Consider the following 16,696-nt stretch of genomic DNA (forward strand, 5'->3'; position numbering starts at 1 on the left):
TGCCGGGGAATTCCGAATTCCCCGGCATCACACCGGTCACGATGCCCACTGCCGCAGCGTGCGCATGCGGCTTTGGATTCTGCGCAACATGCTGGCGAGGCAACACGCGTGACGGTAGAATGCGCGGCGTGACCATGCCCCCCATTGCGCTGGACAACTCCACTTTCATCAGTGCTCAGGAGTTCATCACCGCACAGAATCGTGGCGAGCGAAGCAAAGATCCATTCGCACGGCAATCCTATGTCGAACTCGTCCAGTCGTTGATTCTGCAGCCGGCGGTCCGGGTGATTCATCCCCTTCACCTCAGGCCGACCTCGGGGCAATTCGGTGACGAGCCGTACCTCCTGCGCCGTCTCCTCGATCTCGGCCTGGTCGCGCCGGTGCAGGTCGTTCCGGATTCCGAGCAGCGTCTGGTGGCCGCGGAATCGGACGTACTGAGGACCCTGCAGACGCAGGGCGTGGAGGCGCTGCTCACCTTCCTGCACTCCATGGATGCCTGCGACCGGGAGGCGGAGGCCACGGGCAACGCGGGTCTCCGGCGGAGGATCCTGCAGTGGAACGACTTCCATCAGACGCAGATCCCCCACCACCTGGTGCGGGTGCCGACGGCCGACGGGATCGAACCGGACCGGCTCGGTGAATGGGCCCGGGCGGCCTCCCTCGCCATCGGTGAACTCTTCCGTCCCCTGATGCCGGACACGGTGGAGCCGTCCAACCTGATCGCGGCACTGGCCAGATCCCTCCGCTACCAAGCGCGTGCCACCGTCACCGGCCACGCCTACCAGCCGCACGGCCTCCGTCGTGACTTCGCGGTCACTAGCCAAATCCTGTCCGACGAAATGGACGAGGAGGCGGCGGTGGACGTCATGAAGTCGATTCGCGGCATACACCAGCGGCTGGGCGAGCAGGCGGGCTCTCCCCGTGCACGCCAACTCGAGTTGTTACGCCTCGAACTCCCCCTGGTCGGAGGACGCCTGTGGAACACGGAGGAGGCGGGCGTCCGCACGCAACGGGACTGGATCAACCTGGTCTGCGACCGCATCATGAGCTATCGGCGACAGGCCGGAGCCCTGCGGGAACTCGTCCGGGCCATCAGGACCGAAGAGGACGCCCTTCGCTTCGAACGTGGAATCGACGACATCATCCAGCAATTGAACGAACGTCTCGGACTGAGCACCGCCGAGATCACGCCGCTGGAGCAGCAACTCGCGGAGGGCGTCTCATCCGTAGCTTCCACGGTACCGGGCATGCCGAGAGTGGAAGGTCTCTGGCTCGGCGCCCGAGCCACGCTGAGGAGATACTCCTTCCGCGGCAATCCGGCGCAGAAGTTCATCTACCAGGAATATCTCAGCGCGTGGCGCCGAGCGAGCCACTGACAGCGGCAGAACACTGTGCATTTCACATGAAGCGGCGCTCCGGCTCGAATCTTTCGACATAGTCGAGGGTGGGTGCGAGTGCGGCCACCGTCTCCTCGGACGCAAGGCCCTCGCGCAGTACGTAGGAGACCACGTCGGCCTCGGTCCACCGGGTCAGGAACGTGTCTGCCTCTGCTCCGAGCCGACTGACCACGACGTTCACGAGAGCCTGCCGAAGCGCCCCACCGTGACACACCTTCTCGTTGTTGAGCGGGAAGATCTTCTGCTCCATGTAGTCGGCCCGGAGCGCCGACTGGATCTCCCAGAACCGTGCGTTCTCAAGCGGGTCGGTGTCCAGGAATCCGTGATCGGCGAGGAACTTACGGGTCGACCTGAAAACAAGCGAGTTGAAATCGCGGGTGTACCGCGGTACATCCTTGTCCAGGTTCAGCAGCGTGTAGAGGTGTTCAAGTTCTTCCAGAAAAGAAAAATCCCCCACAGGTAGCCGGAGCAGTTCGAGTGCGTCGGACGGGAGCTCCGAGGGAGAGAGGTTCAGGCCGGTGATCGTGAAGAGAGTGTCTTCGAAGAAGCCGGTGGCGATGTCGGCCAGAAGCACGGTGCGCCCGGTCCGGTCGAGGCGCGAGACCTCTTTGCGCGCGACACCCACCGCCTGCTCCACTGTGGGCCCGGGTAGTCTGTCCGCGATGAAACGCTCGATGTGGTCGGCATGTTCAAAATTCCCTCGCTCGGCGTTGTGAGCGAAGGGCCAGCGATTGATGTCGTGCAGCCAGGAAAGGAGCAGTGTCTCATCCCGCGACAGCCCCCGGTCCTCACTCAGAGAAAGCGCCAGCGAAGTCACCCTCGTCACGTGCTCATAACGGGAGAAGGCGTGTGTTCGCGGGTCACCCCCGTTGGGGTGCACTGTCACGAACCCGGTAATTCCGCGCAAGCGTTTGGCGGCATCGGTCAGCCAGGCCGGCAAAATTTCGGGCGCCACTGTGCTGGCGTTACTCATTTCCGCCCTCTCTGCCGAAACGGCCAAGCCAGGCGCGCTCAGCTGAAATCGATGTGGGTAATAGTTCGATCTGGTATTTGTGCAAGGTAAGGCTGATCATGGACTGCTGCACCTCACCGGCCACCCGGACGCGGCGGCCGGGAAGTATGGAAAGGTCGGAGACATCTTGCCCCAGCCGGTCCGCGATCCACTCCAACGAACGCCGCGACGGCGGTGCGTCGAGAGTCAGGACCCGACAGGCACTTCGCTGGGCCGGCGGGCAGTTGCACGGCAGGCATTGCTTTGCCGCTCCCCGCCGGTCGTCCCACACTCCCAGTGCCTCCCCTCTTCCGGTGGCCAGGGCAATCGCGCAGGACGTGCTGCGGTAGACCGGATAGTCGACGGCCGCGGCGGCGGAGTTTATGTCCTCCCAGACCGCGTCGTCCCACAGTTCGTCGCAGGTGTCGGAAGGTCCTGATAGCAGTCCCGTACCGATGAGTTCCTGCTGATCGATCCCCGCTCCGAGGGACAGGCCGATGGCGACCGAACAACGGTAGCCCGCTTCCTTGAGGGCCTGAACCGTCCGGAGCGCCCAGTCCGCGGAAGGTACACACTTCCGTGTGATGGGTCGCCAGTAGTGGGCCATCGTGATGTTCTCACTGTCGCGACAGCTTCTTGCTGCGCGGAAAGTCTGCTCCGGCGCGAGGACCGGGCCCTTCTCCGTCCGTACATCCAGTGTGGTGCGGTGGAAAGACTGGGAGGAGAAAAGGATCATGTCGATGTCCAGACTGCCGAGATCCTCCACGAGGGATCGAGGCATATGCCCTTTGGACACCACCACTAGCGGTCGATTCACGCGCGCATGTGCCAGTTCACGCGCGAATGAGCGCAGGTAGGTCACGTTTTCGGGTGCGAGCAGCATATCTGTGTAGTTACCCAGGCAGACCGGCGTGAAATCCCTGGTCGCGTCCATGTCGCCACGTGTTTCCGCAAGGTACCTGCATAACATGTCCACCGCCTCGCCGGGGCTGACCCGTGGCTCGGGCTTCCTGGCCTTCAGTCCGATGGGGCCAAGATAGCAGTATGCGCAATTCGCAGGACAGCCGATGATCGGGTCCACGCTTATCCACGTGTCATGTTCCGCGATGATCGGAACATGCTGCTGGGGGACCTTTTTCGTCGGCATGTATCTGCACCACCATCGGTTGGGGCCTGCACTACATTTACTGAAAAGTGCATTTTATTGCGAATGGTGATCGAGTGGCTCGTGGTGCCGCATGGGGCGGAACAGACCGAGAGGTCGTCGGGTGTCGACCGGCCTCTCACGTAGTGGCACGGTACCGGAACTCTGGGCGACGGTGCCTTGTCAGGTCCACGTTTTCCGCTGCGCGGGATCGCGTTGCGACAAGAGGTAGTCAGTCTGTCGCTGCTGGCTACAGGGTCGAATAAATACCGGGCAAAACGTGTCATAAGCCCCTCGGTGGCCACCCGAAGTGAGACGGGCGGTCCCGTGTGCCACGGGGATGCGGGACCGCAGTGACGTCTGACGAGGAGACCGCCGATGAGTGAGTCCGTACAGACCGGAGCCGGGGCGACCAAACAAAAGGTGAGGACGGAGACGTCGGCCACGGCCGGCGAGGCGAAACAGGCCGCGAGTCAGGTGGCCGGGAAGGCCGCGGAGCAGGCTCGCGGCGTGGCGGGCGAGGCGCGGCAGCAGGCGGGTTCGGCCCTGGGGGACCTGCGGAGCCGCGCGATGGGCGAGGCCGAGGGGCAGACCAGGCGCGCGGCGGGCCGGCTGCGGCAGTGGTCGAGCGACCTCTCGGGGCTGGCCGCGCACGCACGGGACGATTCGCCGGCCCGCGGTCTGGTGGCGCAGGCGGCGGACACGGGCAGCCGGGCCGCCGACTACCTGGAGGAACAGGGCGTCGAGGGGCTCGTCGGCGATCTGCAGCACTTCGCCCGGCGGCGGCCGGGGGCCTTCCTGGGCGGAGCCCTGCTGGCCGGACTTGCCGTCGGCCGCCTGGCGAAGGCCGCGCAGGCGTCCGGGAACGACGGGGTCGGGAACGACGCCGGAGACGGCCGGACCGGCGCGGTCGCCGACCGCGGTGCGGTGCGGCCGGGGCAGGGACAGACCGTACGGACCGGGCCTCCGGCGATCTCCGCCGAGGGCGCGGCGGTGACGCCGCCGGCCGGGCCCTCCTCCGGCGGTGCCGCCCGCCGCGGACGCCCGGGGGTGTGAGATGGCAACGATCTCTCCCCTCCGAGGCTCGGGAGCGCACCAGGAGGAGCAGGACCGGTCCGTGAACCAGTTGCTGTCCGCGGTGACCACGGACCTGCAGACCCTGTTCCGGCAGGAGGTCGAGCTGGCCAAGGCCGAGGTCAGGGACGAGGCGAGCCGGGCGGGCAAGGCCGCCGGGATGTTCGGCGGCGCCGGGTTCGCGGGCTACATGGTCCTGCTGTTCCTCTCCCTGGCCGCGGTGCTCGGCCTGGCCAACGTCATCGACGGCGGCTGGGCGGCCCTCGTCGTCGCCGCGCTCTGGGGGATCGCCGGAGCCCTGCTCTTCCTGAAGGGTCGCGCGGGGATGAAGGCCGTGTCGCCGAAACCGGAGCGAACCGTCGAAACCATGAAGGAGAACGCGCAATGGGCACGTCACCCGACCAAATGAGGTCCGAGATAGAGGCCACCCGCGGCAGGCTGGCCACGGACGTGGGCCGGCTCACCGACCGGACCAGTCCCCGGCGCATGGCGCGGCGGCGTCGCGCCCGGATGCGCCGCACGATGTCCGGCATGCGCAACCGTGTCATGGGCACGGCCCACGACACCGCGCACGGAGTGCGGGACACCGCGCACGGCGTACGGGACTCCGCCCAGTCGGCGGCCGGTTCGGTCCAGGAGGGCACCGGGCAGGCGGTCGGCTCCGCCCGCGACGCCGCCGGACACGCGGCCGGTACCGCGCGTGACGTCGCCGAACAGGCCGGCCACGCCGTACAGCAGACGCCCGACATGGCGCGCAGCCAGACCCAGGGCAACCCCCTGGCGGCCGGTCTGGTCGCCTTCGGGGCCGGACTGCTGGCCGCCTCGATGGTGCCCGCCTCCCGCACCGAGCGGCAGAAGGCCGCCGAACTGATGCACAGCGACGCCCTGGAACCGGTGAAGCAGGCCGCGACCGAGTCCGCGCAGCATCTGAAGGAAGGCGCGAAGGAGGTCACCCAGGAGGCGGCCGGGGACGTGAAGGACACCGCGGCACAGGCCGCCCGCGCCACGCAGGACGAGGCGCGCGGCCAGGGAGGCAGGGTCACCGAACAGGCCCGGGACTCCGGCCGCAGTGTTGCCGACGAGGCCCGGCACCGTTCCGGACCCGGTTGACCGCACCACACCCGCACCGCACCCGCTGCGACGAGAATCCCCGCACCCCGGCCCGCGCAGGGTCGGGGACGCGGGGATTCCGTGCACAACGGGGGTGCCCACCCGGACCGACCCGGTGCTTTGCGTTCTTGGGTCGCTCAGGGGTCACGCGGGAGTGCGGAGCTGTTCGGTCAGTCGTTCGAGTTCGGCCACCGCGGCGGGGGAGCGGTCGTTGAGTCCGCTGTGCACGGCCGTCGGGCTCTTCAGGAAACGCCGGAGCACGGCCACGAGGAGTCCTTCCGGCAGCGTCCGCAACGCGGTGAACGCGCGAGGTACCGGCGGCGCCCCCGCCGCGGCGAGGTTCTCCCGCATGAGGTGGAGCATGTCGCGGACCGCGCCCGGGTCGTCGGCCAGTGCCACCGGGCCGCCCGCCGCGTGTACCGCCTGGCCGAGCGGCACCTCGAACGCGGCGTGGGTCCGGAGCCAGGCATCCATCCGCGGCTCGGCCCTGGCGTTGATCCCGGCGGTACGGAACGTCTCAACGATCCGCTCCAGTCGCGGAGTGGTGCGGCCGTCGGGCTCGCCGACCGGCATCGCGACCCGGCGGGTGAGGAAGCTGCTCCTGCGGTAGCGGATCGCGTCGCCGTCCCTCGTGCCGCCCGACATGGGGAAGCCGAGCAGCACCCGCTCGTCTCCGATCACTTTGCCCAACGGTTCCGGGCCGGCTGCCCAGTTGAGCAGGAACAGCACGTCACCGCGGACGCCGGCGAGTGATTCCTGCACCGCGTCCACCTGGTGGGTGCGGACGAAGACGGTGATCAGGTCGTACTCGCTGCCCGGGCGCTCGACCACCGGTACCGGTACCCGCCTGACAGCCGGACTGTCTCCCTCGCTGAGCTGTACGCCGTGCCGGCGCAGCGCGGCCAGGCGCCCGCCCCGGGCGAGGAGCGAGACGTCGTGACCGGCCTCGTGCATATGGGCGGCGAACAGGCTGCCGCACACCCCGGCGCCGTACACGAGCAGTTTCATGACCGCCTCTTTCATACGTTCGATTGAATCATACGTTCGTTTCATTCAAACATATGTAGAGTCCTCGTGTGGCGACCCCAGACACCCGCACCCAGCTCCTCGACGCCGCCGAGCACCTCTTCGCCGAGCACGGATATCGCGGCACCTCGGTCCGCGCGATCACGACACGTGCCGGAGCGAACCTGGCCGCGGTCGGCTACCACTTCGGATCGAAGGCGGAGCTGATGGCCGCGGTCGTCCGCCGCGTGATCGAGCCCATCAGCGCCGCCCAGCGCGCGGGGCTCGACACCGTGCTCGCCCGGACCTCCGACCCCTCGGTCGGCGAACTGGTGGAGGCGTTCGCGGGGCCGCTGTTCGACCGGATGTCGGCCGGCGGCGAGGGCGGGGCCCGGACGTCCCGGCTGATCGTGACGATCCTCAGCGACCCGGCCGAGGAGGCGCGCAGCTGGACCGGACCGGGCGAGGACACGGTCCGGGAGGGCTATCTCGCGGCCTTCGCGCGCGTACTGCCCGGCCTTTCCCCGGAGGAGCTGCGGTTCCGGATGCGGGGGATGCTCGCCGTGACGGCCGTCGACCGCCTGGAGGTCCATCAGCAGCCCACCCCGGGCTGCACGTCCCCGGTGGCGGGCGAGGCGGCCCGGCGATGGGCGGTCACGTTCCTGGCGGCGGCGATGAGCGCGCCGCCGGCCCCGGGCTGACGACCCGGGGCCGGCGGACGCCGAACCGTCCCTACAGCACCGGCAGCGACTTCCGCAGCTCGAAGGCGGTGACCTGGGAGCGGTACTCCTCCCACTCCTGGCGCTTGTTGCGCAGGAAGAAGTCGAAGACGTGCTCGCCCAGGGTCTCGGCGACCAGGTCGCTGCGTTCCATCAGGGCGAGGGCCTCGCCGAGGTTCTGGGGGAGGGGTTCGATGCCCAGCGCGCGGCGTTCCGCGTCGGAGAGGGCCCAGACGTCGTCCTCGGCGCCCGGCGGGAGTTCGTAGCCCTCCTCGATGCCCTTGAGGCCGGCGGCGAGGAGGACGGCGTAGGTCAGGTACGGGTTGGCGCCGGAGTCGATGGAGCGGACCTCGACGCGGGCCGAGCCGGTCTTGCCGGGCTTGTACATCGGTACGCGGACCAGCGCCGAGCGGTTGTTGTGGCCCCAGCAGATGTAGGACGGGGCCTCGCCGCCCGCGCCCGCCGTGCGCTCGGTGCCGCCCCAGATGCGCTTGTAGCTGTTCACCCACTGGTTGGTGACCGCCGAGATCTCCGCCGCGTGCCGCAGCAGGCCCGCGATGAAGGAGCGGCCGACCTTCGAGAGCTGGTACTCGGCGCCGGACTCGTAGAACGCGTTGCGGTCGCCCTCGAAGAGGGAGAGGTGGGAGTGCATGCCCGAGCCCGGGTACTCCGAGAACGGCTTCGGCATGAAGGTGGCCTGGAGGCCCTGTTCGAGGGCCACCTGCTTCATGACCAGGCGGAACGTCATGATGTTGTCGGCCGTGGAGAGCGCGTCCGCGTAGCGCAGGTCGATCTCCTGCTGGCCCGGTGCGCCCTCGTGGTGCGAGAACTCCACCGAGATGCCCATCGACTCCAGCATCGTGATCGCCTGACGGCGGAAGTCCATGCCGATGTTCTGCGGGGTGTGGTCGAAGTAGCCGGAGTTGTCGGCCGGGGTGGGGACCGTACCGTCGACCGGCTTGTCCTTCAGCAGGAAGAACTCGATCTCCGGGTGGGTGTAGAAGGTGAACCCCAGGTCGGAGGTGCGGGCCAGGGCGCGCTTGAGGACGTAGCGCGGGTCCGCGAAGGACGGCGAGCCGTCGGGCATCAGGATGTCGCAGAACATGCGGGCCGTGCCGGGGGCCTCGGCGCGCCACGGCAGGACCTGGAACGTCGACGGGTCCGGCTTGGCGATCATGTCGGACTCGTAGACCCGGGCGAAGCCCTCGATCGCCGAGCCGTCGAAGCCGATGCCCTCGTCGAAGGCCTGCTCCAGCTCGGCCGGGGCCACGGCGACGGACTTCAGGAAGCCCAGCACGTCCGTGAACCACAGGCGTACGAACCGGATGTCGCGCTCCTCCAGCGTCCGGATCACGAACTCCTGCTGCTTGTCCATCTTCCGCTTCCCCATCCTCGCTGGTCAGGCCGCCTGTCTCCGGTACGGCGGGAGGCGGTCGGGCACCTGAGCATCACACCACAGGACCGTTTCGTACGCGTTGCGGGCCCGGCCGGGCGGCCCGCCCCCGTGTCCGCAGCGTAGAGGCCATCTGTTCGATCGGGCCATTCCTGGGTTCGGGCAGGTCCCGAACGCGGCGGATCCTGTGTGCTCCCTACGAAGGAGCCGCCTTCCGCCCTTACGATCAGCTGACTCATCGACCCTGCCCCACCGCTGCACCCCCGTTCCGTTCCCAGCAGTTTTCCCAGAAGGGCAACACCCCATGGGTTCCGCCAAGAAGAGCAGCAACACGGCGCGACAGGCCCGCATAGCCGAGATGCGGCGTGCCGAGGAGGCCCGCGGCCGCCGGAACCGGATCCTCACGATCGCGCTCAGCACCGTGGTCGTGGTCGGCCTCGTGGCCGGCGGGGTCGTCCTCGTCCGGTCGCAGTCCGACGACTCCTCCGACGAGGCCGCCGCCGAGGGCAAGGCGTCCGGGAAGTTCGTCACCGGCGAGGACGGGGTGCGGACCTGGGACGGCGACCTCGGCCGCAACCACGTCACCAAGAAGGTGTCCTACCCCGTCGAACCCCCCGTCGGCGGCGACCACAACCAGGTCTGGATGAACTGCAACGGCGACGTCTACACCAAGCCGCTGGAGAACGAGCACGCCGTGCACTCCCTGGAGCACGGGGCGGTGTGGGTGACGTACACCGACAAGGCGCCGAAGGCCGACGTCGAGAAGCTGGCCGCCAAGGTCAAGCAGACGCCGTACTCGCTGATGAGCCCCGACGACGGGCAGAAGGACCCGATCGTGCTGACCGCCTGGGGCCACCAGCGCACGGTGACGGGCGCGGACGACCCGGACGTGAACGCGTTCTTCGAGAAGTTCGTCCAGGGCGAGCAGACCCCCGAGCCGGGGGCCGCGTGCACCAACGGGCTCTCCCAGTGACCCCGAAGCGGGCCGGCTGGATCGCGTCGGGCGCCGCCGCGGTGCTCGTCGCGGCCGGCGCGATCACCTACGCGGTCGCCGGGGACGACGGCAGCACCGGCCGGGTGCCGTCCGCCGACTCGGCCGACGCCGGGTTCGCGCGGGACATGTCGGTCCACCACCAGCAGGCCGTGGAGATGTCGTACGTCGTGCGCGACCGCACCGACGACGAGGAGGTGCGGCGGCTCGCGTACGACATCGCGCAGACCCAGGCCAACCAGCGCGGCATGATGATCGGCTGGCTCGACCTGTGGGAGCTGCCGAAGGTGTCGTCCGACCCGCCGATGACCTGGATGGGCATGGGCGGCGCGCCCTCCGCGGGCGAGGGCTCGCTGATGCCCGGGATGGCCACCGACGCCGAGATGGACGAACTCGGCACGCTCGACGGCGAGGAGGCCGAGGTCTTCTACCTCCGGTTGATGACCGAACACCACAAGGGTGGCGTGCACATGGCCGAGGGGTGCGTCGAGAAGTGCTCGGTGGGGGTGGAGAAGCGGCTGGCCCGGGGGATGGTGGAGTCGCAGGAGTCGGAGATCCGGCTGATGGCCGACCTGCTCGCCGAACGGGGCGCCGAGCCGCGGAGTTGAGCCCGGCGGGCGCGGGCAGGTACAGGGTGGCTGCACCGGCCCGGTGAGGCCCCCGGTGAGGCCGCGGTGAGGTCCCGGTGAGGCCGCGGACACGAGGCCGAAACCCGCACGTCACCCCATTGCGTCGTTCTGACGATTACACTGGCCGCGTGCCCCGACTACGACTCGCCCTGAACCAGATCGACTCCACCGTCGGCGACCTCGCCGGCAACGCGGAGGCGGTCGTCCGGTGGACCCGGCACTCGGCCGGGCAGGGGGCGCACCTGGTGGCGTTCCCCGAGATGATGCTGACCGGCTATCCCGTCGAGGACCTGGCCCTCAGGTCGTCCTTCGTGGCGGCCTCCCGCGCCGCCCTGGTCTCCCTCGCGACGCGGCTCGCGGACGAGGGACTGGGCGGGCTGCCGGTGGTCGTCGGCCACCTCGACCGCTCGGCGACCGCCCGGCCGAAGTACGGCCAGCCGGCCGGCGCCCCGCAGAACGCGGTGGCCGTGCTGCACGGAGGCGAGGTCGTGCTGAGCCTCGCCAAGCACCACCTGCCGAACTACGGCGTCTTCGACGAGTTCCGCTACTTCGTGCCCGGCGACACCATGCCCGTCCTGCGGGTGCGCGGCGTGGACGTGGCGCTGGCCGTCTGCGAGGACCTGTGGCAGGACGGCGGCCGGGTACCGGCGGCGCGCTCGGCGCGGGCCGGGCTGCTGCTCTCCGTCAACGCCTCCCCGTACGAGCGCGACAAGGACGACACCCGGCTCGAACTGGTCCGCAAGCGCGCCCAGGAGGCCGGGTGCACCACCGCCTACCTCGCGATGGCGGGCGGACAGGACGAGCTGGTCTTCGACGGCGACTCGATCGTCGTCGACCGGGACGGGGCGGTCCTGGCGCGGGCGCCGCAGTTCACCGAGGAGTGCGTGGTGCTCGATCTCGACCTCCCGGCCGCCGGGGCGGACGCGCCCACGGGCGTGGTGGACGACGGGCTGCGCATCGACCGGGTGGTGCTCTCCGAGGAGCCCGTGCACGGCGGCGGGCCCGCGCCGTCCGACGAGCCCCTGCTCTCCGGCGGGCACGCCGAGCGGCTGGACGACGACGAGGAGGTCTACGCGGCGCTCGTCGCCGGCCTGCGCGCGTACGTCACGAAGAACGGCTTCCGCTCGGTACTGGTCGGCCTGTCCGGCGGCATCGACTCCGCGCTGGTCGCGGCGATCGCCTGCGACGCGGTCGGCGCGCGGCACGTGCACGGCGTCTCGATGCCGTCCCGCTACTCCTCCGAGCACTCCAGGGGCGACGCGGCCGAGCTGGCCCGCCGCACCGGCCTGCACTTCCGCACCGTGGCGATCGAGGCGATGTTCGACGCGTACATGGGCGCGCTGGGTCTGACCGGACTGGCCGAGGAGAACCTGCAGTCCCGGCTGCGCGGCACGCTGCTGATGGCGCTCTCCAACCAGGAGGGCCACCTCGTCCTCGCCCCCGGCAACAAGTCGGAGCTGGCGGTCGGCTACTCCACGCTGTACGGCGACTCGGTGGGCGGGTACGGACCCATCAAGGACGTGTACAAGACGTCCGTCTTCCGCCTCGCCGAGTGGCGCAACCGGGCGGCGGCGGCGCGGGGGCAGACTCCGCCGATCCCGGAGAACTCGATCACCAAGCCGCCGAGCGCGGAGCTGCGGCCGGGCCAGGTCGACACCGACTCGCTGCCGGACTACCCGGTCCTCGACGCGATCCTCGACCTGTACGTCGACCGGGACCGGGGCGCGGACGAGATCGTGGCCGCCGGGTACGACCGGGAGCTGGTGACGAGGACGCTGCGCATGGTGGACACCGCGGAGTACAAGCGGCGGCAGTACCCGCCGGGCACCAAGATCTCGGCGAAGGGCTTCGGCAGGGACCGCCGCCTGCCGGTCACCAACCGGTGGCGGGAGACGGGCTGAGGGACCGGCCGGGACGGCGCCGCCCGGTCAGGCTCCGCCCTTGAGGTCCGCCAGTACCTTGTGCAGCGGCTCCGCCTCGCGGCGCCGGTACTCCTGGATCGCCCAGCCGTTGCCGTCCGGGTCCTTGAAGTACATGAAGGTGGCGCCGTCGTCCGGCGTGTACCGCACCGGTTCCGACACCTCGAGGCCGCGCGCGGTCAGCTCCGCGTGGGCCGCCCCGATGTCGGCGACGCAGAGCTGGAGGGCCTGGTACGAGCCCGGTTCCGGCCGGGTCTCGACCTGGGCCATCTCCCAGATGGTGTCGCCGAGGGCGATCGAACAGCCGGAGCCCGGAGGCGTCAGCTGGACGATGCGCATGCCCGGCATGACCTCCTGGTCGATGTCGACGTGGAAGCCGACCTTGTCGCGGTAGAAGTCCCGGGCCCGGTCGATGTCGGTGACCGGGAGCGGGATCACTTCGAGGGTGAAGTCCATGGCGTGGCTCCTTCGACGTCCTTGTCGAGCGCGTGCCGAGCACGATACGGGCCGTCAGCAGCCCTGTGCGGGCCGTCAGCGGTGTCAGTAGTGGTAGCGGGCCTGCACGATGACCAGTACGCCGTCGGCGGGCTTGTACACGAGCCGGTGTGTGTCGTCGATGCGCCGTGACCAGTAGCCCGACAGGTCGCCCTTGAGCGGCTCCGGCTTCCCGATGCCCTTGAACGGGTCACGGGTGATGTCGTCGATCAGTCTGTTGATCCGCTTGGTCACCTTCCGGTCGCTCTCGGCCCAGTGGACGTAGTCCTCCCAGCCGTGGGACGTGAAAGTGACCCTCACGCCCGCTCCGCGTCCGGGTCGATCAGCTCGCGATGCCGTGCTTCGCCCGCTTCGGCCTCCGCGATGGAGTCGAGCAGACGGCGGGCGTTCTTGGGCGAGCGCAGGAGGTGCACCGTCTCCGTCCACGCCGTGAAGTCCTCCTCGGACATGAGTACGGCGTTTCCCTTGCGGGAGGTGATGTGTACCGGGGCGTGGTCCTCGTTGACCTGCTCTATCAGCGGGAACAGGTTCTGACGGGCTTCGCTGGCGGTGATGGGCATACCGGTGCCTCCCTTCCAGGGCTTGTACAAGATATCGTACGAGTCCGGGGCGGTCCACCGGAGAGCGGGACCGGTCCCGGCGCCCGCGCGCGCCTGCCCGGCTACCCTCAAGCCGTACCCCTTGATCCCCCAGGTCCGACAGGAGGCCGAGATGACGGCGCCGGGACGCAGGAGCAGTACCTTCACGCGACTGCTGCGGCACGGCTTCACCGACCCCTCGGCCGCCGAGCGGCTGCTGGACGGCGCGGAGCTGGCCGAGGTCCGGGCCGACCCCGTCCTCCTCGAGGCGCTCGGCGCCACCGCCGACCCCGACCTCGCCCTGCACGGCCTGGTCCGGCTCCTGGAGGCGCAGCCCGGTCCCACCGCCCGCCAGGAGCTGCTGGACACCCTGATAGCGGCCAAGCCGCTGCGCGACCGTCTCCTCGGTGTGCTCGGCGCCTCCGAGGCGCTCGCCGACCACCTCGCCCGGCACGCCGGCGACTGGCAGGCCCTCGTCACCTACGAACCGCGCGACCTGCACCGCGGCGTCGAGGAGTTCGAGCAGGGCCTCGCCGAGGCCACCGACCCGGTGTCCCTGCGCGTCGCCTACCGGCGCTGCCTGCTGTCCATCGCCGCCCGCGACGTCTGCGGCACCATCGACGTCGCCGAGACCGCCGCCGAGCTGGCCGACCTCGCCACCGCCACCCTGCGCGCCGCCCTGGCCCTCGCCGAGGCCGCCGCGCCCGAGGACGCCGCGCGGTGCAGGCTCGCCGTGATCGCGATGGGCAAGTGCGGCGGACACGAGCTGAACTACGTCTCAGACGTCGACGTGATCTTCGTGGGCGAGCCCGCGGCGGGCGCGGACAGCGACGCGGACGCCGACGAGACCAAGGCGCTGCGGGCCGCGACCGCGCTGGCCTCGCACATGATGCGGATCTGCTCCGAGACCACCGTCGAGGGCTCCATCTGGCCCGTCGACGCCAACCTCCGCCCCGAGGGGCGCCACGGCCCGCTGGTGCGCACCCTCAGCAGCCACGTCGCCTACTACCAGCGCTGGGCCAAGACCTGGGAGTTCCAGGCGCTGCTCAAGGCCCGCCCGGTGGCCGGCGACCCCGGCCTCGGCGCCGAGTACGTCGCCGCCCTGCAGCCCCTGGTGTGGCAGGCCGCCGACCGCGAGAACTTCGTCCCCGACGTGCAGAAGATGCGCCGCCGGGTGGTGGAGACCATCCCCGCCGCCGAGGTCGACCGGCAGCTCAAGCTGGGTCCGGGCGGCCTCAGGGACGTCGAGTTCGCCGTGCAGCTGCTCCAGCTCGTGCACGGGCGCTCCGACACCTCCCTGCACAGCGGTACGACCCTGGACGCCCTGGAGGCCCTCGCCGCCGGCGGCTACGTCGGCCGGACCGACGCGGCCCAGCTCGACGAGGCGTACCGCTTCCTGCGCTCCATGGAGCACCGCATCCAGCTGCACCGGCTGCGCCGCACCCACCTCGTGCCCGAGGACCAGGCCGACCTGCGCCGCCTCGGCCGCTCCCTCGGCCTGCGCACCGACCCCGTCGACGGGCTGCTGCGCGCCTGGCGGCGGCACTCCTCCGTCGTACGCCGGCTGCACGAGAAGCTGTTCTACCGGCCGCTGCTCGACGCCGTCGCCCAGCTCGCGCCCGGCGAGGCCCGGCTCAGCCCCGAGGCCGCGCGCGAGCGCATGGTCGCCCTCGGGTACGCCGACCCGGCCTCCGCCCTGCGGCACCTGGAGGCCCTGGCGTCCGGAGTCACCCGCAAGTCGGCCATCCAGCGCACCCTGCTGCCCGTGCTGCTGGGCTGGTTCGCCGACTCGGCCGACCCCGACGCCGGACTGCTCAACTTCCGCAAGGTCTCGGACGCGCTCGGCAAGACGCCCTGGTACCTCAGGCTGCTGCGGGACGAGGGCGCCGCGGCCGAGAACCTCGCCCGCGTCCTGTCCGCCGGGCGGCTCGCCCCCGACCTGCTGATGCGGGCCCCCGAGGCCGTCGCGCTGCTCGGCGACGGCGCCGCCGGGGGACTGGCGCCGCGCGGACGCGCCCAGCTGGAGCAGGAGGTGCTCGCCGCGGTCCGCCGCGCCGACGGCGCCGTGCAGGCGGTCACCGCGGCACGCGGGGTACGGCGCCGGGAGCTGTTCCGCACCGCCGCCGCCGACATCGTCGGCTCCTACGGCACCGAGGCGCAGCCCGTCGAGGCCGACCAGGGCGCGCTGGTGGACCTGGTCGGCGGCGCGGTGTCCGACCTGACGGCGGCGACCCTGGCGGGAACGCTGCGGGCGGTGGTGCGGGAGGGGTGGGGCGACACCCTGCCGACCCGGTTCGCGATCATCGGCATGGGCCGCTTCGGCGGGCACGAACTGGGCTACGGATCGGACGCCGACGTGCTCTTCGTGCACGAGCCGCGCGACGGGGTCGGCGAACGGGAGGCCGGGGACGCCGCGAACAAGGTCGTCGCCGAGCTGCGCCGCCTGCTCCAGGTGCCGAGCGCCGACCCGCCGCTGCCGATCGACGCCGACCTGCGGCCCGAGGGCAAGTCGGGGCCGCTGGTGCGCACCCTGAAGTCGTACGAGGCGTACTACCGGCGCTGGTCACTGGCGTGGGAGCGGCACGCGCTGCTGCGGGCCGAGTTCGTGGCCGGCGACGCGGACCTGGGGCGGCGCTTCACCGAGCTGGTAGACCCGCTGCGGTACCCGGCGGACGGGCTGGGGGACGACGACGCCCGGGAGATCCGGCGCCTGAAGGCCCGGATGGAGACCGAGCGGCTGCCGCGCGGCGCGGACCCCAAGCTGCACGCCAAACTGGGGCCGGGCGGGCTCTCCGACGTGGAGTGGACCGTGCAGCTCCTCCAGCTGCGGCACGGCCACGAGGAGGAGGGGCTGCGGACCACCGGGACGCGGGAGGCGCTGGCCGCCGCGCGGGACGTCGGGCTGATCTCGGCGGAGCATGCCGGGACGCTCGACGAGGCGTGGGTCCTGGCGAGCCGGGTCCGCAACGCGGTGATGCTGGTCCGCGGGCGGGCCGGGGACACCTTCCCGACCGACACGCGGGAGCTGGCGGCGGTGGGGCGCTACCTGGGGCACGGCCCGGGGCACGCGGGGGACATGCTGGACGAGTACCGGCGCACGGCCCGGCGGGCGCGGACGGTGGTGGAGGAGCTCTTCTACGCCTAGGGAGCACGGGCCGGGGCACGCTGCCGGCATCGCCGGCCCCCGTGCTGGTGTCGGGGGCCGGGCGGCGGGTGGCGCAGCCCGGCGTTGCGGGGTGCCTCCCCCACAG

Annotated in this window: 16 protein-coding genes; 9 read left to right on the forward strand and 7 right to left on the reverse strand. The window is 70.6% G+C overall.

Annotated features, from left to right (window positions below; all coding sequences use genetic code 11):
- The first annotated feature begins 128 nt into the window (after nt 1-128).
- The gene (locus tag IG94_RS0103025; RefSeq protein ID WP_157852196.1) at nt 129-1,376 is read left to right on the forward strand and encodes a hypothetical protein; all 1,248 of its coding nucleotides are present in this window, start codon (nt 129-131) and stop codon (nt 1,374-1,376) included.
- A gap of 22 nt (nt 1,377-1,398) precedes the next feature.
- Here the strand turns inward: IG94_RS0103025 and IG94_RS0103030 are convergent, their stop codons facing one another.
- Both IG94_RS0103030 and IG94_RS0103035 read right to left on the reverse strand, forming a co-directional pair.
- Nucleotides 1,399-2,370: an HD domain-containing protein gene (locus IG94_RS0103030; RefSeq protein WP_157852198.1), complete on the reverse strand. Its 972-nt coding sequence runs from the start codon at nt 2,368-2,370 to the stop codon at nt 1,399-1,401.
- Nucleotides 2,363-3,535, reverse strand: coding sequence for a radical SAM family protein (locus tag IG94_RS0103035; protein WP_157852200.1), 1,173 nt, complete (start codon nt 3,533-3,535; stop codon nt 2,363-2,365). Before IG94_RS0103035 ends, IG94_RS0103030 begins: the two co-directional genes overlap by 8 nt.
- Nucleotides 3,536-3,910: 375 nt before the next feature.
- On the opposite strand from IG94_RS0103035, the gene IG94_RS0103040 reads away from it, so the two are divergent.
- From IG94_RS0103040 to IG94_RS0103050, 3 genes are all read left to right on the forward strand, one after another.
- Nucleotides 3,911-4,588, forward strand: coding sequence for a hypothetical protein (locus IG94_RS0103040; protein WP_052410543.1), 678 nt, complete (start codon nt 3,911-3,913; stop codon nt 4,586-4,588).
- Between the two features lie 61 nt (nt 4,589-4,649).
- Nucleotides 4,650-5,015 (forward strand): phage holin family protein, encoded by a 366-nt coding sequence (locus tag IG94_RS0103045; protein ID WP_224220620.1) that lies wholly within the window; start codon nt 4,650-4,652, stop codon nt 5,013-5,015.
- Complete coding sequence (locus tag IG94_RS0103050) at nt 4,991-5,716, forward strand: DUF3618 domain-containing protein (RefSeq protein ID WP_031030556.1); 726 nt, start codon at nt 4,991-4,993, stop codon at nt 5,714-5,716. Before IG94_RS0103045 ends, IG94_RS0103050 begins: the two co-directional genes overlap by 25 nt.
- Before the next feature lie 144 nt (nt 5,717-5,860).
- Here the strand turns inward: IG94_RS0103050 and IG94_RS0103055 are convergent, their stop codons facing one another.
- Nucleotides 5,861-6,724, reverse strand: coding sequence for a ketopantoate reductase family protein (locus IG94_RS0103055; protein ID WP_031030557.1), 864 nt, complete (start codon nt 6,722-6,724; stop codon nt 5,861-5,863).
- 68 nt (nt 6,725-6,792) lie between these two features.
- On the opposite strand from IG94_RS0103055, the gene IG94_RS0103060 reads away from it, so the two are divergent.
- Nucleotides 6,793-7,422: a TetR/AcrR family transcriptional regulator gene (locus IG94_RS0103060; protein WP_031030561.1), complete on the forward strand. Its 630-nt coding sequence runs from the start codon at nt 6,793-6,795 to the stop codon at nt 7,420-7,422.
- A gap of 31 nt (nt 7,423-7,453) precedes the next feature.
- Here IG94_RS0103060 and glnA read toward each other — a convergent pair whose 3' ends face one another.
- Nucleotides 7,454-8,815 carry a type I glutamate--ammonia ligase gene (glnA, locus tag IG94_RS0103065; protein WP_031030564.1) on the reverse strand — a complete coding sequence of 454 codons (1,362 nt, stop codon included), beginning with the start codon at nt 8,813-8,815 and terminating at the stop codon, nt 7,454-7,456.
- A 322-nt stretch (nt 8,816-9,137) separates the two neighbouring features.
- On the opposite strand from glnA, the gene IG94_RS0103070 reads away from it, so the two are divergent.
- The 3 genes from IG94_RS0103070 to IG94_RS0103080 all read left to right on the forward strand — a co-directional run bounded on the left by IG94_RS0103070 (nt 9,138) and on the right by IG94_RS0103080 (nt 12,354).
- Nucleotides 9,138-9,806, forward strand: coding sequence for a thioredoxin-like domain-containing protein (locus IG94_RS0103070; RefSeq protein WP_031030567.1), 669 nt, complete (start codon nt 9,138-9,140; stop codon nt 9,804-9,806).
- Complete coding sequence (locus tag IG94_RS0103075; RefSeq protein ID WP_031030571.1) at nt 9,803-10,432, forward strand: DUF305 domain-containing protein; 630 nt, start codon at nt 9,803-9,805, stop codon at nt 10,430-10,432. The genes IG94_RS0103070 and IG94_RS0103075 overlap by 4 nt, the downstream gene beginning before the upstream one ends.
- 149 nt (nt 10,433-10,581) lie before the next feature.
- The gene (locus IG94_RS0103080; protein ID WP_031030574.1) at nt 10,582-12,354 is read left to right on the forward strand and encodes an NAD+ synthase; all 1,773 of its coding nucleotides are present in this window, start codon (nt 10,582-10,584) and stop codon (nt 12,352-12,354) included.
- A gap of 27 nt (nt 12,355-12,381) precedes the next feature.
- Here IG94_RS0103080 and IG94_RS0103085 read toward each other — a convergent pair whose 3' ends face one another.
- The 3 genes from IG94_RS0103085 to IG94_RS0103095 form a co-directional block, all read right to left on the reverse strand.
- Nucleotides 12,382-12,828, reverse strand: coding sequence for a VOC family protein (locus IG94_RS0103085; RefSeq protein WP_031030577.1), 447 nt, complete (start codon nt 12,826-12,828; stop codon nt 12,382-12,384).
- An 84-nt stretch (nt 12,829-12,912) separates the two neighbouring features.
- A complete protein-coding gene (locus IG94_RS0103090; RefSeq protein ID WP_031030578.1) occupies nt 12,913-13,167 on the reverse strand; it encodes a Txe/YoeB family addiction module toxin in 255 nt (84 codons plus the stop codon).
- Nucleotides 13,164-13,427, reverse strand: coding sequence for a type II toxin-antitoxin system Phd/YefM family antitoxin (locus IG94_RS0103095; RefSeq protein ID WP_031030581.1), 264 nt, complete (start codon nt 13,425-13,427; stop codon nt 13,164-13,166). The genes IG94_RS0103090 and IG94_RS0103095 overlap by 4 nt, the downstream gene beginning before the upstream one ends.
- Nucleotides 13,428-13,578: 151 nt before the next feature.
- Here IG94_RS0103095 and IG94_RS0103100 point away from each other — a divergent pair, with 151 nt between their 5' ends.
- Nucleotides 13,579-16,590 (forward strand): bifunctional [glutamine synthetase] adenylyltransferase/[glutamine synthetase]-adenylyl-L-tyrosine phosphorylase, encoded by a 3,012-nt coding sequence (locus IG94_RS0103100; protein WP_031030584.1) that lies wholly within the window; start codon nt 13,579-13,581, stop codon nt 16,588-16,590.
- Nucleotides 16,591-16,696 lie beyond the last annotated feature (106 nt).

It is taken from the genome of Streptomyces olivaceus, assembly GCF_000721235.1.
Taxonomy (GTDB): Bacteria; Actinomycetota; Actinomycetes; order Streptomycetales; family Streptomycetaceae; genus Streptomyces; species Streptomyces olivaceus.